We start from the raw sequence: 21,044 nt of genomic DNA on the forward strand, positions 1-21,044 counted from the left end.
CAAATGAGGCCTCATTCGGCTTTAAAATACAAAACGCCCGATGAAGGACATCGAGCGTTTTATTTAAAAAGGGTAAACCCATATCAGGCCGGGTCAGTCAGCAAGTGCAATTATTTGCGAACAGCGATTGCTTCAATCTCGATGCCAACATCTTTTGGTAGGCGAGCCACTTCTACACAAGAGCGTGCAGGGTAGTTTGCTACGCCGTGCTCATCAAAGAACTTGCCGTAAACTTCGTTCACTGTGCCAAAGTCATTTAGGTCTTTAACAAAAACCGTTAGCTTTACAATATCAGATACTTTAAGACCTGAAGATTCAACTACAGCCTTTACGTTTTCTAGAGACTGACGAGCTTGTTCTGCGATATCAGCAGACACTTCACCTGTCGCTGGGTTTACTGGGATTTGGCCTGAAGTAAGAACCATGTTACCTAGATCTACGCCTTGAACGTAAGGACCGATTGCTGCTGGTGCAGACTCAGTGTGAAGTACTTTCGTCATTTGATTTTTCCATCAGTTGTAGGGAATAAAGATTCTCAGTTTGCCTCTAAACCCTCGGTAGGTAAAGAGCAAAATACCCTGACATTGCAGGGTATTTTAAACGTATCACAGCCTAGTCGTGCGGCGTGTTTATCGCTCGGTTACGATCTCGCGTGAGAACACTTTCTCGCAGTATTTACACTTTAGGCGGATTTCTTGTTTCTTCTCGAACACGCTAAAGCTGCTTTCTACTGGTTCATTATGAGAAATACAGTTTGAATTCGGGCATTCAAATACATCATTGATGCGCTCAGGAAGCTCTAACGCGAGCTTTTTCACCACTTCATAATTCTCGATTTGATTCACGGTCGCGTGAGGAGCATACAACGCTAGCTTGCTCGCTTGCTCTTCATTGATAAACACATTTTCGATTTTGAGTAGATCTTTATGACCGAGTGCTGATGATGGCAAGTTCAGTCCAATCGTTACGCGTTGTGATGAATTGTGCATATCGAACAGTCTTAATACTTTGATGCCGATTTGCGCAGGGATGTGGTCGATGACCGTACCATTTTTGATTGCTTCTACCTGCAATTGAGTTTCTTTAGCCATGATTTTTCCCCTCGATTACAGTGTTTCGTTTAGAACAAGCGCCAGCAGTGCTTGGCGAGCATACACGCCATTTTGAGCTTGCTGGAAGAAGTAAGCATGAGGCGTTTTATCAACATCAGTTGTGATTTCATCCACACGTGGTAGTGGGTGCAGTACTTTCAAGTTCTCACGCGCGCCTTCTAGTAGTGCCGCCGTTAGGATGTAAGCCGACTTAATATGAGCGTATTCCGATTCGTCAAAGCGTTCTTTCTGTACGCGTGTCATGTACAGAATATCCAGTTCAGGAATCACACTTTCCATGTCTGTGTGTAGGCTATATTGAATGCCAGCTTCGTCTAGTTCTTCGCAGATGTAATCTGGCATTGCCAGCGCATCTGGTGCAACAAAGAAGAAGCGGATGTTGTTAAACTTTGCTAAGGCTTGAGTCAGTGAGTGCACTGTGCGGCCATATTTTAGGTCACCTACGAATGCGACGTTCAGGTTGTCTAGACGCCCTTGTGTTTCCGCGATGGTGTATAGGTCGAGTAGCGTTTGAGTTGGGTGTTGGTTTGCACCGTCGCCCGCGTTGATCACTGGCACGCCATTTGAAAATTCAGAGGCCAAGCGAGCGGCGCCTTCTTGTGGATGACGCATCACAAAGGCATCGACGTAAGAAGAGATGACTTGTACTGAATCTGCGAGTGTTTCGCCTTTTTTCGCCAGAGAGGTATTACCATCATTATCAAAGCCAATCACGTCACCACCAATGCGCTGAATCGCTGTTTCAAACGATAAACGTGTACGTGTTGATGGTTCAAAGAAACAACTTGCAACGACTTTGTTTTTAATCAGTTCTGGTCGAGGTGCTTTTTTAAGGCTACCTGCTGTTTCTACGATAAGTTCCAGTTCTTCGCGTGAAAGCTCTGGAATAGAGATGATGTGCTTCTGGTAAAGCGAGTTCGCCATGATCTTCTTCCCTATAACATTGATGACTACATCCAAATAACCGAAAGGAATTTTGGACATAAAAAAACCTCCCCAATGGGGAGGTTTTAAAATTCAATAGAATTAACGAAAATAACACCACGTAAGCGTAGTCGCTTAGCGAGAGCAAATCGCGTTTTTACGTCAGCAATCAGCGTGGTCATTTCTTAATCCTCAGACAAATTGCCGAGCATTATACGCTTAACTTTCGTGAGCGCAAGCGATTACATCATGGTTTTTATCGGCTGTTTTTGCGCACTGGTTTAGCTTCCTAGCGTCGCAACCATCACGGCTTTGATGGTATGCATACGGTTTTCAGCTTCGTCGAATACGATGGAGTATTCCGATTCAAATACCTCTTCTGTTACTTCAAGGCCTTTCATACCGTATTTTTCAGCGACTTCTTTGCCGACGGTGGTTTCATCATTGTGGAAAGCTGGAAGGCAGTGCATGAATTTCACATGTGGATTACCCGTTTGCTTAATCACGTCCATATTGATTTGATAAGGTGTCATTAACGCTACACGTTCATCCCATGCCTCGGCAGACTCACCCATAGACACCCAAACGTCGGTGTATAGGAAGTCACAACCTTTCACACCTTCCTCAACGCTTTCTGTTAACGTGATTTTTGCACCGGTTTGTTGCGCGATAGTTTGACTAGTTGCCACGAGCTCTTCTTCAGGCCAGAACGCTTTTGGCGCGACAAGGCGAATATCCATGCCCATTTTCGCTGCGCCCACCATAAGTGAGTTACCCATGTTGTTGCGCGCATCACCTAGGTAAGCGAAGGTTATTTCATGTAGCTGTTTACCACGGCCGTGCTCTTGCATGGTCAGGAAGTCAGCAAGGATCTGGGTTGGGTGGAACTCATCCGTTAAACCATTCCACACTGGAACACCAGCATAAGTACCAAGCTCTTCAACAATGGATTGGCCAAAGCCTCGGTATTCAATCCCGTCGTACATACGACCAAGAACACGAGCAGTGTCTTTCATCGATTCCTTATGACCGATTTGCGAGCCAGAAGGGCCGATGTAAGAGACTTGAGCACCTTGGTCAAAGGCAGCGACTTCAAACGCACATCGGGTACGAGTCGAAGATTTCTCAAAGATTAGTGCGATGTTTTTACCTTGAAGTTTCTTCTGCTCTGTTCCTGCATATTTAGCTTTTTTTAGCTCTGCAGACAGTTCGAGCAAAAACTGGATTTCTTTGGTTGAGAAGTCCAATAGCTTCAAAAAGTTGCGGTTACGTAAATTGAAAGCCATAGCTCGTCCCTTAGTACATGTGATTAGATTAATAGAACTCATTAAAACATATAAATGCTTTTATTGTGAATAATTATTTTTAATTAAAGCTAAAAAAGGTTGATGTATTCACATCAACCTTAGTTTTGATTCACCTAATGTAAAGGGACGAGTAAGTTATATATCGTCTCGTTCTATTGGACAGCTCATACAGCGAGCGCCACCGCGACCACGACCAAGCTCGTTACCAGGTACTGTCAGTACTTTGATGCCAGCTTTATCGTATTTTTCGTTGGTGTATACATTGCGTTCGTAACCAATTACTACGCCCGGTTTTACAGTTAGAACGTTATTGGCATCATTCCATTGTTCGCGTTCCGCTTCATAGCTGTCACCACCCGTGGTGATGATTTTCAGCTGATCTAAGCCAAGAGCGGACTCAATCGCGTGCAGATAGTTATGTGAGGCTTCAACATGCATTTCACCGTTGCCTTTTGGTGTTAAGCGCCATGTGTCGAGATCTTTGCGCATGATCTCTGGGTAGACAGAGAAAGTATCTACATCCATATGGGTCATCACAGTGTCTAAATGCATACATGAACGGTGTTTAGGCAGATCAATTGCAATAACTTCGGTAGCTTGGCCTGCTTTAAATAGGCTCGCTGCAAGGTTCTCTACGCCTTGCGCGGTCGTACGCTCAGACATACCGATCAGAACTGCACCTTTACCAATAACCAACACATCACCGCCTTCGACATTAGCATTATCATAATGCAGATCATCGTCACCGAAGTATTTGATAAAATCTTGGCCAGCAAAAATTGGGTGCCAACGATAAATCGCACGTAGGTGGTTTGTTTCACGTTGGCGTGCAGGCATCATCATCGGGTTAAGAGAAACGCCGCCATAAACCCAACATGAGGTATCACGAGTAAAGAGGTGATTAGGCAGTGGCTCAATAACAAAGTCGAGAGGACGCTTCATTTTTGGCAGCATAGAAGATGAGGAGATCGGTAGCTCTGAGTATGCTAAGCCACCTAAAAAGATGCAGGCAAGATGTTCATCATCCATTTCTGAAAAGTATTGGCGTAGGTCTCGCGCAAATGTTGGCCCGTAGCGAAAGTCAGAAATCTGAGTGTTCAGCAGCCATTGTTTTGCTTCTGGAACAGCGAGGGTTTCGACCAGTAAATCGTGGAGGAGAAGCACTTCAACGTCTTGCTCGCGCAGCGTACGTGCGAATGCATCGTGCTCTTCACCTGCCGCTTCTACAGCAAGAACGTCATCAAATAGCAACTCATGACAGTTTGACGGAGTTAAGTGGGTTAGGGCGCGTTCAGGGCGATTTAATAGAACTCGTCGAAGTTGACCAACTTCTGATCCAACGTACAGCTTGCTCATTTTGTATCCTTACAAATTTTCCAGCCATTAGTTATGACAAGCTTCCTAGAAAGATGCAAGTTATCAAGCTTTGTTTATATTCTGGTGTTTCTGGTTTTGTGAGTTTTTTATTTTTATTTTGATTCTTATGAAATTTATTATTAGATATAAATGCTATTTTACTAAAATTAGAGTGCGTGCGTTTTTATTCTAATTTTCCCGTTGAGAAAGAATACACGCACAGTGCATAAAATGTGCATTTTTATTCTAAATTATGCATTATTAAAGTGAATTTATTCGTTATGCTTCTTCGTTTTACACGTGAGTGTATTCAAGAAAGCATCATAAACACGCATAGAAAGAGAAAATAACCACATTAAGTGTCAATTAGGATGTTCTGAATATTAAAAAATGCCATTCTTTGTTAATTTTTTGTTTCTTTGTGTGGTCGGTTTAATATTTAGATTCAAATAACCGATAAGAATCGCAGTGGTATGATGTTTGTTTGTGGCTTTTCATCGCAATCCATGCCATATTTCACCGGATCAGCATACTCAGTATCGGGTATTGTGTTTCCATCAAGTAACTAATCTGGAGCCAAAACATGTCTCACGAAGATGAATATCTATCAGTAGAAGAATTAATTGAGATTCAAAAGGAAGAGACTCGCGATATCATTGCAGCATTGCTAGAAGATGGCAGCGATCCAGATTCGCTATACGAAATTGAGCACCACCTGTTTGCAGAAGATTTTGACACGCTAGAAAAAGCGGTAGTTGAAGCATTCAAGATGGGCTTTGAAGTTCTTGAAGCAGAAGAAACTGAAGATGAAGATGGTAACAAGTTGCTTTGCTGTGATGCGACTATGGAGTCCGCACTAGACGCAGAAGCGATTGATGCGCAAGTTGAAAAATTGATTCACTTGGCAGAAAAATACGACATCATCTATGACGGTTGGGGTACGTACTACGAAGGCGAAGATGCGCTTTACCCTGAAGAAGATGAAGACGACGAGTAATCAAAGCTCACTACTTTTGGAAAAACCAGCGTTTAACGCTGGTTTTTTTATTCCTTGAAAAACTGACGAATGTGGAGGCGATAAATAATTCACATTGAGTTTATAGGGGATTTCTCCCTATAATGCGTGAAAATTGATCTAGCTCAAGGTGTATATGCAACTCTCACTCGCCGGTTTATGGCAAGTCTCTCCACTGACGGACCTTTCTATCCCACAGGATGACATTACTTTCCCTGCTCCTTTGAGTCAGGTATTGCCAGCTGAACTGACAGAAGAAGCAATTCGTCAGCAAGAGTGGCACCTGATGCATGACATTGAAGTGGACGAATCCATGATGGCATTCCCAGCGGTAGAAATGGTGTTGGGTGGTGTGGATTACCATGCAGAAGTGCGTTTGAACGGAGTAGCATTGTTCGACTGTGACGGTTCTCAAAATGTCTACAAGAAAGACATTCGTCCGTTCATGCAAATGGGGCGTAACCGCTTTGAAATCTTGTTCTTAGAGGAAGAAGAGGATCTTCTGTTTGATGAAGATAAACCTGAGCTGTGCTCTCTGTCCGATCATGAATATAAAAAAAGTGATGAGCGCTTAGGGGTATGGCAAGAACCGTATCTGCAGTTCATTCGCAATGTACGTTTAGACCGCGTGGCAACCGAGCAGATTTGGCACCACGGTGGTGGTTGCGAGTTTAAAGTAGACTTGTACTATCAAACTTTTGCGCCGGGTCTGGTCTCTGCATCGGTTAAGTTTAATGGTATGACTTACCATATTCCTATTGATGTCCGAGCGGAGCATGCGAGCGCTTTATTCCAGATCGAAGCGCCAAAGTATGCCGATCTTACTGATCCTGATCCAAGTGATCTCTACCAATTGTCTGTTGAGTTGGATGGGCAGCACCAAAACTTCACTGTTGCCTTGAGCCAGGAGCTTTGTGTTACCCATGTTGTGCTTTAACTTCTAATAATATTATCTATTACAGCATCTTAAGCATTACGACTTCACATGCATCATGCCCTGTTTGTCCAAGCGGGGCATCGAGATGCTCAAAGCCTAGCTTTTCATACAAGCTTACCGCTTCTCTCAGACATTCAGTTGTCTCTAAATAGCACTGCTGATACCCAAATTGTTCCGCCAATTGTAAGCTCAATGCGACGATGCGTTTGGCTAAACCGTGTCCTCGTGTTTGAGGTAAGAAGTACATCTTTTGTAGTTCACACACATTTGGCTCGCCAGCTAAAGGGGCAAAGCCACCGCCACCAACGATCTCTCCGCGATGTTCAATGACCCAATAGGCGGCCCCGCATTGATTGTAAACCGAATACATATCATCAAGCGTTGGATCGGCCACACCATAACCTTTGTCTGCGGTTAAGCCGTATTCTGCAGAGACTTTACGAATCACATCTGCGACTTGCGGGTTGTCTGCTTTAGTAAGAGGCCGACGAACGTATTCCTCAGACTGACACACTTTTGTTAGCCCTTTTAGGTAAGTCTCTAGACCAAGTTTGAGTTGCTCTTGCTCGCTGTCATCGAGTTGGGTAAGCAGTTGTTCAAAGAAGTGGTTTTGCTGTTGGTCCAGTTGTGATAACGCCTGTTGGCCTTGCTCTGTAATCGCTACGAGTTGACTACGTTTGTCTTTTGGGTTTTCGATGCTCTCGACCAAACCTAATTTAATCAAACCAGTAACGGTTCGGCTCGCGTTGGACTTGTCGACATTAAGCTGCTGTGCCAGCTGATTGATGGTCAATGGCTGCAATTGGATTTCACCCAATGCGTGCGCTTGCACTGGAGTGAGAGCGACATCGCCGCATTGTTTATCAAGCATACCAAGCAATCGGACGGCTTGACGGGAGTAGTGTCGAAGTTGACGAGCGTTCATTATCACTTACCTCTAAAAATAAAGTTGCGCACCGCAATTAAATTAATTGCGGTGCGCAACCTTGTCAATGGTAAATGTCATTTTTCTCGTTAGGAGACGTAGTGAGCCTCCATGTTTAAGCGTGGTGATGTAAACAAAACTGCGGTGCTGGAGCTTTTTCTGATGATTTACGCATCCATACTTTCTCGTGGAAGTAGTAAGCCACCGTGTTCAAACTCGGCTCTAGCATCGCCATTACGCCGCCGACAAATGCATCACCTGTTAGTAAGTAAACCACGGTAAAAGCGACGCTGAAGTGCACGGTCGCAAAGCTTGCGGTTTTTAATTTGGTCATCCACTGACGAGCTTTAAGTGCTGGGACTTTTGCCCATGCCTTTTCATGAAAGTAGAAGGCTACGGTGTTCACTGAAGGCTCAATCATGGCAATTAAACTACCAATTAGAATGTCGCCTGTGAGTACGTAAGCGACACTAAATGCGATAGTAAAATGCAGTGCTGCGAAAGTTAGTGTCTTTTTCATGATAATTACTCAATCGTGTTTGTTTCGATGAGTTCATTATCGATAATAATTCTCATTAATGCTAATGGGTAATGAGTATTGTTGTGATAGGGGGAAGCTATTGATGATGGTTTTGGTGAAATGTATACAAAAAAGGTTGGCCATGATGACCAACCTTTGAACCAAAAGTGAGAAGTGTTAATTCTTCTCTTTCACTGAGGCTTAAAGCGCAGCGATCGTTGTCTTCTGCTCTTCTAGCTTAGCTAGTGTCTCTTTGTAGCCTTCAAGCTTCTCACGCTCTTTAGCAACAACTGCTTCAGGTGCTTTCGCTACGAAGCCTTCGTTACCTAGTTTGCCTTCGATACGCTTGATTTCGCCGTGAGTCTTCTTGATTTCGCCATCTAGACGAGCAAGCTCAGCATCTTTGTCGATCAGACCTGCCATTGGGATCATCAACTCAGACTTACCAACCAGTGCTGTCGCACATGCAGGAGTTTGTTCGCCAGTTTCAAGCACGCGTACTGCTTCTAGCTTCGCTAGTGACATCAGTACTTGCTTGCTTGCTTCTAGACGAGAGGCATCTTTTGCATTTGCTGCTTTCAGCATAACGTCAAGCGGCTTACCAGGGTTGATGTCGTATTCAGCACGTAGGTTACGGATGCTGGTAATGAACGCCTTCACCCATTCGATATCATCTAGCGCTTCTTGGTTGAAGTTTGCTTCGTCGAATTGAGGAAGTGTTTGTAGCATGATTGTCTCGCCTTCTACACCTTCAACTAATGGCTTGATGCTTTGCCAGATAGTTTCAGTGATGTAAGGAATCACTGGGTGAGCTAGACGTAGAGTCTTCTCAAGAACCGTGATTAATGTACGACGAGTACCACGCTGTTGTGCTTCAGTACCTTTCCATAGAACTGGCTTAGTAAGCTCTAGGTACCAGTCACAGAATTGGTTCCAGATGAATTCGTAAAGCGTGTTCGCAGCCATATCTAGACGGAAGTTGTCGATATGGTTGTTGAACGCTTTCGCTGCTAGTTCAAACTGAGACTCGATCCACTTGTCTGCTAGTGAGTATTCAATCTCACCACCGTTGAAGCCACAATCTTGCTCTTCTGTGTTCATCATTACGTAACGGCTTGCGTTCCATAGCTTGTTACAGAAGTTACGGTAACCCTCAAGACGCTTCATATCCCAGTTGATATCACGACCTGTCGATGCCATTGCTGCAAGAGTGAAACGCAGTGCGTCTGTACCGTATGCTTCGATACCGTTTTCAAACGTCTTACGAGTGTTCTTCTCGATCTTCTTCGCTAGTTGAGGCTGCATCATGTTGCCACAACGCTTCTCTACGAGAGACTCTAGGTCGATACCATCGATCATGTCGATTGGATCAAGGACGTTACCTTTCGACTTAGACATCTTGTCGCCGTTTTCGTCACGGATTAGACCAGTAACGTAAACTGTCTTAAATGGTACTTGTGGTTTGCCGTTTTCGTCTTTCACGAAGTGCATGGTCATCATGATCATGCGCGCAACCCAGAAGAAGATAATGTCGAAACCAGTTACTAGTACGTCTGAAGGGTGGAATACTTTCAGATCGTCAGTTTGCTCTGGCCAACCTTGAGTACCGAACGTCCATAGTGCAGAAGAGAACCATGTATCCAGTACGTCTTCGTCTTGGTGAAGTTCAATGACAGACTCTAGGTTGTTGTTCTTACGAACTTCTTCTTCAGTGCGACCTACGTAAACATTACCTTGGTTGTCGTACCAAGCTGGGATGCGGTGACCCCACCATAGCTGACGAGAGATACACCAGTCTTGAACGTCACGCATCCAAGAGAAGTACATGTTTTCGTATTGCTTAGGAACGAATTGGATGTCGCCGTTTTCTACTGCTTCAACTGCGGTTTTCGCTAGAGGCGCAGTACGTACGTACCATTGGTCAGTTAGCATTGGTTCGATAACCACGCCACCACGGTCGCCGTAAGGAACTTGTAGATCGTGATCTTTCACTTCTTCAAGTAGGCCTAGCTCGTCGAATTCAGCAACGATAGCTTTACGAGCGGCAAAACGCTCCATACCGTGGTATTTAGCTGGTAGCTCAGTGCTGTAAGCGTCGCTTGCTTCGCCGTTAGTGTTGAATACTTCTGCTGAGTCGCGGATGTTCGCGTCGAAAGTCAGAATGTTGATCATTGGTAGCTGGTGGCGCTTACCTACTTCGTAGTCGTTGAAGTCGTGCGCAGGTGTGATTTTCACACAGCCAGTACCTTTTTCCATATCTGCGTGCTCATCGCCCACAATTGGGATGCGACGATCAACGATAGGAAGGATGATTTCTTTACCGATAAGATCTTTGTAACGTGGATCTTCTGGGTTAACTGCAACACCCGTATCGCCTAGCACGGTCTCTGGACGAGTCGTTGCAACAACGATGTAGTCTTTGCCATCCGCTGTTTTAGCGCCATCTGCTAGTGGGTAGCGGAAGTGCCACATGTGGCCTTTAGTGTCTTTGTTCTCTACTTCTAGATCTGAAATCGCTGTGTGTAGCTTTGGATCCCAGTTAACTAGACGCTTACCGCGGTAGATTAGATCGTCTTCGTATAGACGTACGAACACTTCTTGAACGGCGTTAGATAGACCATCGTCCATCGTGAAGCGTTCACGATCCCAGTCTACAGATGCGCCAAGACGACGAAGCTGCTTAGTGATAGTGCCGCCAGATTCGCCTTTCCATTCCCAGATTTTGTCGATGAAAGCTTCACGACCGTAATCGTGTTTTGTTTTGCCTTCTTCTGCAGCGATCTTACGCTCAACAACCATCTGAGTTGCGATACCAGCGTGGTCAGTACCTACTTGCCAAAGGGTGTTTTTACCCTTCATACGTTCACAACGGATAAGCGTATCCATGATCGTATCTTGGAACGCGTGGCCCATGTGTAGGCTACCAGTGACGTTCGGTGGCGGGATCATGATGCTGTATGATTCTTTAGTAGTGTCACCGTGTGGCTTAAAGTAGCCTTTCTCTTCCCAAGTCTGATACAGAGCTTGTTCGATTGAAGTTGGGTTGTATGTCTTTTCCATAGCGCTCTTTTAATGGATACGTTGATGGTTGAATCTTAGTCAATCTTTATAAGTGAGGGATCTTAACAAGATCGCCTTAACTATAAGGATTGACCGTTAAGGATATTGAATTTCGATCGTTTGCAGCTGGTAACCTGCTTGACGGTAAATTTTATATCTTTCTCTTGCGAGTTGTTTAGCTTTTTCTTCGCAGGGCACGAAGTCTACCACTTGAGCAAACTTGTTCGCAAAGGTTGTCTCATTTTCCGCCAAATTAATTACCAGCTGACGGTTCCAATTAGGTTTTACACCTTCATGGCCGATTTCAATGTTGGTGGCGTATTTCGGTCCCTCGCCTACGAGGTTATGTGCCATGAACTTGTCTGCATCAATTTGCCAAAAGGCTTCAGCGAGCTGCTCGGCGTGTGGTTTGTCTTGGCAGTTTAAATACACTTTGGCGCCTTGGCGAGCAAAGTGCTGAGCCAAAAACACGATGTATTCTTCAAAGCCAGCCACCGTTGCTTGCGGGCTCTCTTCGTTAATGATGTAGAAGGTTGCAGTTTGCATCATTCTCTCACTTGCCGATGGTCTCTTCCTGAAACCATATTAAATCCGATTTTCAATCAAGAAAATCGAGGTAATAAAAAAGGGCCTTGCGGCCCTTTTAGATGTTGTTCAGAAATTACTCTTCTGTCTCTTGGTCGCTGCGGTTCAAAAGGAATTGGACAAGCATTGAGACAGGACGGCCCGTTGAGCCTTTCGCTGCGCCTGATTTCCAAGCGGTACCAGCAATATCGACGTGTGCCCAGTTGTACTTCTTCGCGAACTTAGATAAGAAGCAACCCGCAGTAATTGTGCCACCAGGGCGACCACCAATGTTTGCCATATCCGCAAACGGGCTCTTCAACTGTTCGTGGTACTCGTCTGCCATTGGTAGACGCCATGCACGGTCACTCGCTTGCTCAGAAGCATTTACTAGCTCATGAGAAAGAGGGTTGTGGTTAGAGATTACGCCGCTGATATGGTGGCCTAGTGCGATAACACAAGCACCAGTTAGCGTTGCAACGTCAACCACGCAGTCTGGTTCGAAACGCTCTACGTAAGTCAGTGCGTCACAAAGAACAAGACGGCCTTCAGCATCCGTGTTCAGAACTTCTACAGTTTGACCAGACATGGTCGTTAGGATGTCACCTGGACGGTAAGCGTTGCTGCCAGGCATGTTTTCACAGCCCGCTAGAACACCAATAACGTTGATTGGTAGGTTTAGCTTCGCCAGCGCTTTCATTGTACCGAATACCGATGCCGCACCACACATGTCGTACTTCATCTCATCCATACCTTCACCCGGCTTTAGAGAGATACCGCCTGAGTCGAAGGTTAGACCTTTACCTACGAGCACAATCGGTTTTGCATCTGAGTCAGGGTTACCTTTGTACTCGATGATAGACATCATAGATTCGTTTTTAGAACCACGGCCTACTGCTAGGTAAGAGGTCATACCCAGTTTTTCCATCTCTTGCTCACCAATAATTTTGGTGGTTACGGTTTCGTAATCGTCCGCTAGACGACGAGCTTGAGAAGCAAGGTAAGCTGGATTAGCTACGTTTGGCGGCATGTTGCCAAGGTCTTTTGAGGCTTTGACACCTGACGCGATAGCAAGACCATGAGTGATTGCTTTTTCACCCAAGTTCAATTCACGACGCGTTGGTACGTTGAAAACAAGCTTGCGCAGTGGGCGGCGAGTCTCAGGTTTCACGCTCTTGAATTGATTAAATGTGTATAGACCATCTTTAGTCGCTTCTACAGCCTGGCGCACTTTCCAGTATGTATCACGACCCTTAACATGCAGTTCAGTTAGGAAACATACCGCTTCCATTGAGCCTGTCTCGTTAAGTGTGCTGATCGTCTTTTGAATGATTTCCTTGTACTGGCGCTCGCCAAGTTCACGCTCTTTGCCGCAACCGACAAGTAAAACGCGCTCTGACAAAACACCTGGTACTTGATGCAGTAGCAGCATCTGACCAGGTTTACCCTCTAGATCACCACGGCGAAGTAGTGAACTGATGTAACCGTCACTGATTTTATCAAGTTGTTCGGCTACTGGAGAAAGGCGACGTGGTTCAAACACACCAACAACGATACATGCGCTACGTTGTTTCTCTGGACTGCCACTTTTTACACTGAACTCCATGCGTACTCCTACATCCTGAAGACAAATTGCTCTAAATGTTAGATAATGATCGCTTACTTGTTGAATTTTAGCTCCAGGCTTACATGCAGAGCTGATTAAGCGACTAACATCTAGTTTATAATTTTTAAAAAAATAAATGGTTCAACGGGAAACTATAGTGATTCGACCAAAAAAACAAGTTTTGTATAGGTAATTTCAGCGTGATTATTGTTAGATATTTGATCCGCGAAACACTCAAGAGCCAATTTGCGATTTTTTTCGTACTTTTTTTGGTGTTTGTAAGCCAGAAATTCATAAGTGTTCTTGCTGATGCTTCTGATGGGGATATTCCTGCTGGATTGATTTTCTCGATTGTTGGTTTGAACATGCCAGCAATGGGTCTGTTAATGCTGCCTTTAAGTCTGTATATCGGCATATTGATCACATTTGGTCGTCTGTATGCAGAGAGCGAAATTGTCGTAATGAACGCGACAGGTATTGGTAATAAATTCTTGGTTCAAGCGGCCTTATACCTAGCGTTGATTACTTCAGCGGTGGCGGCTTTCAATGCGTTGTGGCTATCGCCGTGGTCTCAAGACCGCGTTGAGCAGCTTTATGAGCAGGTAGCGTCAGAAAACAGCGTTGACCTACTTAAAAAAGGTCAGTTCCAAGGTACACCAGACGGTTCATCGGTTGTGTTCATCGATGACATTAAAGACAATACCTTGAGCAACGTTTTTGTTGCGCAGATGCGCCCTCGAGATTCAGTGTTACCGAGTGTGATGTTCTCATCTTCTGGTGAAGTAAAAGAGCTTTCGGACGGTCGTCAGATCATCACTATGAAAGAAGGTACGCGTTATGAAGGTGTGCCTACTCGCGTTGAATATATGATCACGAAATTCGATGAATACGAAGGTGTTATCGGCCAACGTGAGGTCAAAAAGAAAGGGCGAGACTGGGAAGCATACCCAACGGTTGACTTGATAGGTCACCCAGATCCAGAGGCGCAAGCGGAGCTACAATGGCGAATTTCGTTATTTGTGTGTATTCCACTCTTAACAATGCTCGTTATTCCTTTGTCTGCGGTGAATCCGCGTCAGGGACGGTTTGCCAAAATGGGGCCTGCGATTCTGATCTATCTAGCGTATTTCTTGGCGATCAGTGCAACCAAATCTGCATTAGAAGATGGTGACATCCCGGCTGCTATTGGTATGTGGCCAATCAATGCGATGTTGCTGATTGTTGCTATCATGGCGAATATGATGGACAGCGTTGCTGCTAGACGAATAAAAGACAAATTCCGCAAGAAGAGGCTCGCGTAAGCTGTGTTCAAAATCTTAGACCTTTACATCGGTAGAACCATCATCTCTACCACTGCCTTGGTTTTAGCGACGTTTGTTGGCTTATCGGGCATCATCAAATATGTAGAACAGCTACGTAAAGTAGGGCGAGGTGTGTACGACCTCACTCATGCGTTGTACTTTGTGTTACTCAGTGTGCCGCGTGATATCGAAATGTTCTTTCCAATGGCGGCATTACTCGGTGCCCTGATCGGCTTAGGTATGTTGGCTTCAAGCTCTGAGCTGGTGGTGATGCAAGCTGCTGGTTTCTCTAAGCTGGATATCGGGTTATCGGTACTAAAAACGGCCGTCCCGCTCATGATTGTCGTTATGGCGTTAGGTCAATGGGGCGCTCCTGAGGCCCAGAAGATGGCCCGTGACTTACGTGCGTTTGCGATATCAGGTGGTAGCATTGTGTCTGTGCGCTCAGGTGTGTGGGCTCGTGACGCAAACGACTTTATCTTTATAGGTAAAGTCGAAGACGACAAGCTTCATGCTTTAAATATGTGGCGTTTTGATGATGATAAGAATCTACAAAAAGTTATTTTCGCCGAAGAAGTCGACTACCAACAAGATAACAACTGGCTGATGCGCTACGTACAAATTACGGACATGGAAAATGAAAACGTAATTTCAAAGCAAGACATCGAACAGATGGAGTGGCACACCTCTTTGGCACCAGATAAGTTAGCTGTGGTGACCGTGAAGCCAGAAGAACTGTCGCTGAGCGGTTTGTATGATTATGTGACTTACCTAAAAGCATCGGAACAAGATGCATCTCGCTATGAGTTGGCGTTTTGGCGTAAGTTGACTCAGCCGCTTTCAATTGCTGTGATGATGTTAATGGCGCTATCTTTTGTTTTCGGTCCACTCAGAAGCGTGACCATGGGGGCAAGGGTATTGTCGGGCGTGGTTGCCGGGTTTACTTTTTACATATCCAGTGAGTTCTTTGGCCCATTAAGCTTGGTGTATGGCATATCCCCAGTGTTTGGTGCTTTGGCCCCGAGTTTGGTGTTCTTAGCTATTGCGATTGCATTGCTACGAAGAAAGCTATGACTGAAGCATCATCGAATAAACCAAGTTTTACCGAACCAAATGTAAAAGGAAGGCATTACGCCTTCCTTTTTTGTGTTCCTAGACAAGTTAGTTTGCCTTGGGTAATACAACTACCTCTGTTTTGGCCCAAATGTCGTGGAAACCACGTTTCTTCGGATCAATCGGTACAGTCAGATTTGCCAAGCCAAAGCCAGATGTCGAAATACGAATCAGAGCTTGAGTTACCGTAATTGGTGCACCGTCTTTGGCATTGCGAACTCGAAGCTTCCAAGCGCGCATCCCAAGAGTTTGTCCTGCTCGCGTCCAGAAGAACACAAAGAAATATATCCACACACCCGCAAGATAAAGTGTAAATAGAGGGCTCAATACAGGGTGCTTTCCGAGCATATCTGCGGCATCTGCGTACTCGCCATAGCTCAACAATCCTGCTGCATTTAGTGCAAACACAACGGCCATAACAATACCAGCGGCCATCATTTCAATTGCGATAATAATCAATGTGTCGTAAATCAACGCTGCAAGTCGACGAAAGAGACCAGCAGGTGGAAGAGTTGTAGACGTTGCCATTATTCCATCACTTACCTTAAAAATTGTGCGTCAGAATATAGATTCCCTCACCAAGAGAAAAGAGACCTAACGCACAGAGTCTTTAATTGTGTATAAACTAAGTGACTTTTCTGCCCTACGTTATCAGCACATGTCATGATACACGAGGCCGTGCAGCAATATGTTTCAACTGAATTCGACTCTCTTAACCATTGGCTCTTTGGTCTGTGACCAGATTAGATAGCTGAGAGAGTTGGTGTTTCTCATCTTCGGTATAATGTTGGCTTAACGAAAGCTCTAAAGCTTTTTCTGACAGCTTGATTGCTGGTGACAAAAATAACTTAGGGTGCATACTAGAGAGAGCTAGCAAGGCCTTTTGTAGGCGAATCTGTATTTGGAGTTGCGCTGCACCATCGTGTGCTATCGGCAAAAAGACATCATCAAACAAATCCTGGCAGCTCAATGCGGGCACAAATAGTCTAGGATATCGAGTTTTGGTAGGAGGCTCACTGAGTAGGTCTCCCCATAATGAAAGTGCTCGTACAGAACGCCCAAGAACGTCAATTGCGGTGCCATTATCATTTACAGCCGGAGATAGTGCTCGTGAGGCGATTTCCGCCATAACGACTAAACCAAAGCGAGGGTCCTGATCATATGAACGCTCCGTTCGAATCGTGAAGGCTGCCGTTACTTCGCTTTCGTCTGGCAATTCTCCACAAACCCAAGCCAATGGTTGACCTACGTACACAAAACTTCCCGGTTGTCGCTCAAGGTAGATGGTGCATTGGTTTGCTTCAGCAATACTATCGAGATGATGCATATCAACATGCTGTAAGTAGCCAATTTCTTGGCTCAAAATAGGTTTACTTCCTCTGGGTTTATGTTCTGGGTGGCTCCACGGGTGAGCACCTAGCCAACGCTCTTTGCCCCGTTTTCTTATCGCATCTAACAAGGCTTGCTCCACGTATGAAGTGGTTTCACTGACCCTTCCTAGTACGGAAAGGTGCTGAATCCAACGTAGCAGAGTGAGTATGATCATCACGATTACGGCGATAGTTACGATGAACAGATAAATTTGTGCTTGTTGATGATAGGCCCCAATACCTAGCGCGATAATTCCTACCAAACTAAATAGAAAAGAGCCAAGAAAGGTTGCTAAGGCATTTTGTGTTGTGCTGTCTTCCATCAACAGTTTTGTCGCTCGTGGCGTTACCCCCGCACTAGCGGCACTGTATGCTGAGACCATAATATTGAGAGAGAATGTAGTCACTGCAAGCATGGAGGTTGCGAGGATATTTAATATGTTGTTCAACAAATCCTTGCTGACGTTGATGGCAGGGGGCAGAGTAATGAACTGGTTTAAAACAATCGACATTAAGGCGGTAGCAACAGCTAGTAATGCGTAGAGTGACGTCCGGACCCACAGTTTTCGTGTCATCTGTTTCAGTAACCACTGCCATTTTGACCCAGTCATTCTTTGCTCCTATTCAGTTCTCACTAGAAAGTCGATAGAAAATTCAGAAAGTTATTCTTGCTTAAGCATAGGTTAAATGCCCGTCGTTCTGCTTGATATTTCATGCATCACGAAAGTAAGAAAGCTGCTTGCTTCAAAGAATGGTGCTCTTGAGGTGTGAATTACCACGATTCTGTTACCTTAATTGATAGATGAATTAAAAGTATGTGATTGAAAAGAGGTAGCGCATGATTGTAATTACAGGTGCAAGTAGCGGCTTAGGGGCGGAACTAGCAAAGCGTTATGATGCGGAAGGCAAAGAGACGTATGTAATAGGAAGAAATACAGAAAAACTATCCGCACTAGCAAAACAACTCTCTCATAACGTCGGCTATCAAGCTTGCAACCTCTCATTACATCAAGGTGTGAAACAGCTCTTTGATGGGATGAAACAGCCTCCTGAAATGGTCATTCATAGTGCAGGAAGTGGTTATTTTGGCTTACTGGAAGAGCAGGAGCCGGAAGAGATTCAAAAGTTGATTGATAACAACCTGAATTCTGCGATTCATGTGTTAAGAGAGTTAGTAAAGCGTTACAAAGATCATCCAATAAAAGTGGTCATGATCATGTCCACAGCCGCGCAACAACCTAAAGCGCAAGAGTCTACGTATTGTGCAGTGAAATGGGCCGTCAAAGGATTAATTGAGTCGGTTCGTTTGGAGCTAAAAGGAAAACCTATGAAAATTATCGCGGTTTATCCTGGTGGAATGGATACGGAATTCTGGAAAACAAGCGGCAATACGATGGACACGAGTCACTTCATGCAAGCAGAAGATGCCGCAGAGATGCTCCATAATGCGTTGTCGAGCATTGGGAATGGTTATGTTTCTGATATTACAGTGAATAGAATTTAAAAAGAGTTTCGTATACTCACTTTCATCTGGAAGAGTAGTAGAAAATGGAGCGTACGTTTCTTATGAGTACAGCTTTGTCACACTTTGTGGCGAAATTATCAGCAAACGATAGTTATTTAAGGTATTTCTGCTTGCGCAGGTCAAAAGCTTACGTATAATGCCAACCATCAAAGGGCAATAGCCCAAAGATGCCGGTGTGGTGAAATTGGTATACACGACGGATTCAAAATCCGTTGCCTTCGGGCGTGGCGGTTCAAGTCCGCCCACCGGTACCATATTAGAAAGGTCGCTTTTATAGCGGCCTTTCGTCGTTTTAGGTGTTCGTAAATATCAAAAGAAAGTTAGCGTTGCCTTCGCGGTGGCGGCAGGAATGCCAGTCCAATCAACTCCGTCCACCGGTACCATATTTTAAGACAGAGCCTCGATGAAAGTCGGGGCTTTGTTATATCTGGATCTTCAAAACAAAAAAAGCGCGAGGGGTATGCCTCGCGCAAACTACTACATGGTGATAGTAGGAACAGCCTATAGAGCTGTGAACAAGGTATTTTGAGTGTTCGGAGTCCAGTCTGCTTGGGACACGTGCGGTACATCAACTAGATAACGCAAACCTTGATAAGTCACCACATCACCTTGTTTATAGGAAACATTCTGAGTCCAGTTAGTGGCTGGGTCTGCATTTGTCCAAAGGCTAGAGGTTAGAGACGGTGCCCAATCTTGTTGCGCAGTATGGTTTGTTACAGCCTGGTATACAGTACCTAGGTGTAAGACGTAATCGCCAGCGTCGTAGTTATGACCAACTTGCCAGTTCGGTGTGTAGTTATCCATTGTGTCGAAGTCATAACCCGCTTGTTTTGCTAACTGTATAAACTTAGCGAGCTTAGGTAGGTTTTGCGTTGCCCCCATGCCACGCTTACCATCTTCAAATAGGAACTCGTGAGTTAATACGATAACTTTATCTGCGTGTAAAGGTGTACCACATGGGAACTCTTGAGCTTTGGAGTTGATCGGGTTAATCGTTGTTGGTGCACAAGTGTTTAACGCGGAATCCACATATCCAAGAAATGCTTCTGCTTCTGTAAGGCTGTTTGCTGGCATTTCAATGCCCCAATTTTCGGGTGCCCAGTCCACATCCCAACCGTGAGTTTGATAGCCGTTATTCGCTAGGATATTTTGAACCTCGATAGCTGCTTTTACACTGTTGGATGGGTTGGATGTATCGCATACATATCCTGGTTCCCAAGGTTTCAGGTCATCAGACGTGGCACATAACCCATCTGCTTTGAAGTCTTTCGTCACGCGCCAACCGTTGGTGTAGGGCAGTCTAGCAAACTCTGTTGCCTTGTAGTTCGGGTAGCTTGTAATGTTCGGCAAATACTTTGCTAACACAGATAAGTTTTCCGTAAACATTGAGGCATCGTAAACAGGGTCTTGATACGAGTTAAGCTGGTGGTCCCCGGTCGCATTACACTCCGCAGCACTGTTCGGTCCAAACTCATCCACGCAGTTGTGCACCATGTGATCGTAACTGTGGTTCGCAACAATATGACCAGTGTCTAATGCGAGCTTTAAGGCTTCTAGGGAACGGTCTTCATTTTCATCACCAATTCCATCTAAATGCCAAGCATTAAAGTAAAACGTCGCTTTGATATCTTCCTGGTTAAGTACTTGAATAACGTCAATAGATGCATTGATTGGTCCATCATCAAACGTTAGATAAATGGTGCCTTTAGAGTCGGTTTGAGCAAATGAGTGTTGTGATAGTGCGGCACTTACAAGCGTTGCAATAGCCAATTTATTAAATTTCATTCTCTATTCCTTTTAAGAAATTAATAACGACGTTGTCAGTAGTAAAATATTGATAATTTGAAACTTAATGTGATGTCTTAAATTATTTTATGACTTTTATCCTAGACCTAAATAATTACAAAAAAATAGGTGGTATTTTCTAAATTGGGATTGTGTTCACGAATAATGCAACCGGTTGCGCTTTTTTGTCTTGGTTATTTTTGCTACAGTTTTTACAGGTTGAAATTTACACAACGGGAGTAAGGCTATGAAAAAGATCCTTTTATGCTGTAGCGCAGGGATGTCCACCAGTATGCTTGTTAAGAAAATGGAGCAAGCTGCTGAAAATAAAGGAATTGAGTGCAAAATTGATGCAATGTCAGTGAATGCGTTTGAAGATGCAATTAAAGAGTACGATGTTTGTCTTCTCGGGCCTCAAGTACGTTTTCAGCTAGAAGAGCTAAGAAAAACGGCGCAAGAGCATGGTAAAAACATTGATGCTATTTCTCCTCAGCATTATGGAATGATGAAGGGAGAAGAAGTACTAGAGCAAGCATTAGAATTAATTAACTAAACTATAGTTTTAAATTAAAAAGATAACTGTACATCAAATATAAATATTTGATGCGGGATTCTTTTGCCTAA

Annotated in this window: 20 protein-coding genes and 1 tRNA gene; 7 read left to right on the forward strand and 14 right to left on the reverse strand. The window is 44.5% G+C overall.

Annotated elements, in window-relative coordinates; genetic code table 11:
- Positions 1–110: 110 nt before the first annotated feature.
- From IJ23_RS10310 to arcA, 6 genes are all read right to left on the reverse strand, one after another.
- The gene (locus tag IJ23_RS10310; RefSeq protein ID WP_005381087.1) at positions 111–500 is read right to left on the reverse strand and encodes a RidA family protein; all 390 of its coding nucleotides are present in this window, start codon (positions 498–500) and stop codon (positions 111–113) included.
- 129 nt (positions 501–629) lie between these two features.
- The gene (gene pyrI, locus IJ23_RS10315) at positions 630–1,091 is read right to left on the reverse strand and encodes an aspartate carbamoyltransferase regulatory subunit (protein ID WP_005381086.1); all 462 of its coding nucleotides are present in this window, start codon (positions 1,089–1,091) and stop codon (positions 630–632) included.
- A gap of 15 nt (positions 1,092–1,106) precedes the next feature.
- Positions 1,107–2,036, reverse strand: a complete 930-nt coding sequence (gene pyrB, locus IJ23_RS10320) for an aspartate carbamoyltransferase (protein WP_005381085.1) — start codon at positions 2,034–2,036, stop codon at positions 1,107–1,109.
- Between the two features lie 86 nt (positions 2,037–2,122).
- Positions 2,123–2,218, reverse strand: a complete 96-nt coding sequence (locus tag IJ23_RS10325) for a hypothetical protein (protein ID WP_005381084.1) — start codon at positions 2,216–2,218, stop codon at positions 2,123–2,125.
- A 99-nt stretch (positions 2,219–2,317) separates the two neighbouring features.
- Positions 2,318–3,322: an ornithine carbamoyltransferase gene (locus IJ23_RS10330; RefSeq protein ID WP_033906207.1), complete on the reverse strand. Its 1,005-nt coding sequence runs from the start codon at positions 3,320–3,322 to the stop codon at positions 2,318–2,320.
- 156 nt (positions 3,323–3,478) lie between these two features.
- The gene (gene arcA, locus IJ23_RS10335; protein WP_005381082.1) at positions 3,479–4,699 is read right to left on the reverse strand and encodes an arginine deiminase; all 1,221 of its coding nucleotides are present in this window, start codon (positions 4,697–4,699) and stop codon (positions 3,479–3,481) included.
- A 583-nt stretch (positions 4,700–5,282) separates the two neighbouring features.
- Here arcA and rraB point away from each other — a divergent pair.
- Entirely contained in the window at positions 5,283–5,696 is a 414-nt protein-coding gene (gene rraB / locus IJ23_RS10340) for a ribonuclease E inhibitor RraB (RefSeq protein ID WP_005381081.1), read from the forward strand.
- Positions 5,697–5,850: 154 nt separating this feature from the next.
- Positions 5,851–6,651: a glycosyl hydrolase 2 galactose-binding domain-containing protein gene (locus tag IJ23_RS10345; RefSeq protein ID WP_033906208.1), complete on the forward strand. Its 801-nt coding sequence runs from the start codon at positions 5,851–5,853 to the stop codon at positions 6,649–6,651.
- 19 nt (positions 6,652–6,670) lie between these two features.
- On the opposite strand, the gene IJ23_RS24105 is transcribed toward IJ23_RS10345, so the two are convergent.
- The 5 genes from IJ23_RS24105 to pepA all read right to left on the reverse strand — a co-directional run bounded on the left by IJ23_RS24105 (position 6,671) and on the right by pepA (position 13,326).
- Positions 6,671–7,576 carry a bifunctional helix-turn-helix transcriptional regulator/GNAT family N-acetyltransferase gene (locus IJ23_RS24105; protein ID WP_081886413.1) on the reverse strand — a complete coding sequence of 302 codons (906 nt, stop codon included), beginning with the start codon at positions 7,574–7,576 and terminating at the stop codon, positions 6,671–6,673.
- Positions 7,577–7,691: 115 nt separating this feature from the next.
- The gene (locus IJ23_RS10355) at positions 7,692–8,096 is read right to left on the reverse strand and encodes a DUF2061 domain-containing protein (protein WP_005381078.1); all 405 of its coding nucleotides are present in this window, start codon (positions 8,094–8,096) and stop codon (positions 7,692–7,694) included.
- 201 nt (positions 8,097–8,297) lie between these two features.
- Entirely contained in the window at positions 8,298–11,156 is a 2,859-nt protein-coding gene (locus tag IJ23_RS10360) for a valine--tRNA ligase (RefSeq protein ID WP_033906209.1), read from the reverse strand.
- Positions 11,157–11,252: 96 nt separating this feature from the next.
- Positions 11,253–11,702 (reverse strand): DNA polymerase III subunit chi, encoded by a 450-nt coding sequence (locus tag IJ23_RS10365; protein WP_005432852.1) that lies wholly within the window; start codon positions 11,700–11,702, stop codon positions 11,253–11,255.
- Between the two features lie 115 nt (positions 11,703–11,817).
- A complete protein-coding gene (gene pepA / locus IJ23_RS10370) occupies positions 11,818–13,326 on the reverse strand; it encodes a leucyl aminopeptidase (RefSeq protein WP_033906210.1) in 1,509 nt (502 codons plus the stop codon).
- A 200-nt stretch (positions 13,327–13,526) separates the two neighbouring features.
- On the opposite strand from pepA, the gene lptF reads away from it, so the two are divergent.
- Both lptF and lptG read left to right on the forward strand, forming a co-directional pair.
- A complete protein-coding gene (lptF, locus tag IJ23_RS10375) occupies positions 13,527–14,627 on the forward strand; it encodes an LPS export ABC transporter permease LptF (protein WP_005381072.1) in 1,101 nt (366 codons plus the stop codon).
- Positions 14,628–14,630: 3 nt separating this feature from the next.
- The gene (gene lptG, locus IJ23_RS10380; RefSeq protein WP_033906211.1) at positions 14,631–15,701 is read left to right on the forward strand and encodes an LPS export ABC transporter permease LptG; all 1,071 of its coding nucleotides are present in this window, start codon (positions 14,631–14,633) and stop codon (positions 15,699–15,701) included.
- Positions 15,702–15,788: 87 nt separating this feature from the next.
- On the opposite strand, the gene IJ23_RS10385 is transcribed toward lptG, so the two are convergent.
- Both IJ23_RS10385 and IJ23_RS10390 read right to left on the reverse strand, forming a co-directional pair.
- A complete protein-coding gene (locus IJ23_RS10385; RefSeq protein ID WP_033906212.1) occupies positions 15,789–16,268 on the reverse strand; it encodes an RDD family protein in 480 nt (159 codons plus the stop codon).
- Between the two features lie 184 nt (positions 16,269–16,452).
- On the reverse strand, positions 16,453–17,721 hold the full coding sequence (locus tag IJ23_RS10390; RefSeq protein ID WP_017636178.1) for a DUF2254 domain-containing protein: 1,269 nt from the start codon (positions 17,719–17,721) through the stop codon (positions 16,453–16,455).
- Between the two features lie 227 nt (positions 17,722–17,948).
- Between IJ23_RS10390 and IJ23_RS10395 the strand changes: the two genes are divergently transcribed.
- Together IJ23_RS10395 and IJ23_RS10400 are read left to right on the forward strand one after the other, a co-directional pair.
- The gene (locus IJ23_RS10395; RefSeq protein ID WP_033906213.1) at positions 17,949–18,614 is read left to right on the forward strand and encodes an SDR family NAD(P)-dependent oxidoreductase; all 666 of its coding nucleotides are present in this window, start codon (positions 17,949–17,951) and stop codon (positions 18,612–18,614) included.
- A gap of 190 nt (positions 18,615–18,804) precedes the next feature.
- Positions 18,805–18,889, forward strand: a tRNA-Leu gene (locus tag IJ23_RS10400).
- A gap of 247 nt (positions 18,890–19,136) precedes the next feature.
- Here the strand turns inward: IJ23_RS10400 and IJ23_RS10405 are convergent.
- Positions 19,137–20,420, reverse strand: coding sequence for a carbohydrate-binding protein (locus IJ23_RS10405; protein ID WP_033906214.1), 1,284 nt, complete (start codon positions 20,418–20,420; stop codon positions 19,137–19,139).
- A 247-nt stretch (positions 20,421–20,667) separates the two neighbouring features.
- Here IJ23_RS10405 and IJ23_RS10410 point away from each other — a divergent pair, with 247 nt between their 5' ends.
- Positions 20,668–20,973, forward strand: coding sequence for a PTS sugar transporter subunit IIB (locus IJ23_RS10410; protein ID WP_025767645.1), 306 nt, complete (start codon positions 20,668–20,670; stop codon positions 20,971–20,973).
- The last annotated feature ends 71 nt before the right edge of the window (positions 20,974–21,044 follow it).

The sequence above is a fragment of the Vibrio sp. OY15 genome (genome assembly GCF_000742455.1).
Classification (GTDB): Bacteria; Pseudomonadota; Gammaproteobacteria; order Enterobacterales; family Vibrionaceae; genus Vibrio; species Vibrio alginolyticus.

Bases quoted from the DNA above. Each gene is read 5' to 3' on its own strand.
- IJ23_RS10390 (WP_017636178.1), bottom strand. From the start codon at position 17,721: ATGACTGGGTCAAAATGGCAGTGGTTACTGAAACAGATGACACGAAAA.
- IJ23_RS10410 (WP_025767645.1), top strand. From the start codon at position 20,668: ATGAAAAAGATCCTTTTATGCTGTAGCGCAGGGATGTCCACCAGTATG.
- pepA (WP_033906210.1), bottom strand. From the start codon at position 13,326: ATGGAGTTCAGTGTAAAAAGTGGCAGTCCAGAGAAACAACGTAGCGCA.
- arcA (WP_005381082.1), bottom strand. From the start codon at position 4,699: ATGAGCAAGCTGTACGTTGGATCAGAAGTTGGTCAACTTCGACGAGTT.
- pyrI (WP_005381086.1), bottom strand. From the start codon at position 1,091: ATGGCTAAAGAAACTCAATTGCAGGTAGAAGCAATCAAAAATGGTACG.
- IJ23_RS10405 (WP_033906214.1), bottom strand. From the start codon at position 20,420: ATGAAATTTAATAAATTGGCTATTGCAACGCTTGTAAGTGCCGCACTA.
- IJ23_RS24105 (WP_081886413.1), bottom strand. From the start codon at position 7,576: ATGAACGCTCGTCAACTTCGACACTACTCCCGTCAAGCCGTCCGATTG.
- IJ23_RS10330 (WP_033906207.1), bottom strand. From the start codon at position 3,322: ATGGCTTTCAATTTACGTAACCGCAACTTTTTGAAGCTATTGGACTTC.
- rraB (WP_005381081.1), top strand. From the start codon at position 5,283: ATGTCTCACGAAGATGAATATCTATCAGTAGAAGAATTAATTGAGATT.
- IJ23_RS10345 (WP_033906208.1), top strand. From the start codon at position 5,851: ATGCAACTCTCACTCGCCGGTTTATGGCAAGTCTCTCCACTGACGGAC.
- IJ23_RS10395 (WP_033906213.1), top strand. From the start codon at position 17,949: ATGATTGTAATTACAGGTGCAAGTAGCGGCTTAGGGGCGGAACTAGCA.
- IJ23_RS10310 (WP_005381087.1), bottom strand. From the start codon at position 500: ATGACGAAAGTACTTCACACTGAGTCTGCACCAGCAGCAATCGGTCCT.
- pyrB (WP_005381085.1), bottom strand. From the start codon at position 2,036: ATGGCGAACTCGCTTTACCAGAAGCACATCATCTCTATTCCAGAGCTT.
- IJ23_RS10360 (WP_033906209.1), bottom strand. From the start codon at position 11,156: ATGGAAAAGACATACAACCCAACTTCAATCGAACAAGCTCTGTATCAG.
- IJ23_RS10355 (WP_005381078.1), bottom strand. From the start codon at position 8,096: ATGAAAAAGACACTAACTTTCGCAGCACTGCATTTTACTATCGCATTT.
- IJ23_RS10325 (WP_005381084.1), bottom strand. From the start codon at position 2,218: ATGACCACGCTGATTGCTGACGTAAAAACGCGATTTGCTCTCGCTAAG.
- IJ23_RS10385 (WP_033906212.1), bottom strand. From the start codon at position 16,268: ATGGCAACGTCTACAACTCTTCCACCTGCTGGTCTCTTTCGTCGACTT.
- IJ23_RS10365 (WP_005432852.1), bottom strand. From the start codon at position 11,702: ATGCAAACTGCAACCTTCTACATCATTAACGAAGAGAGCCCGCAAGCA.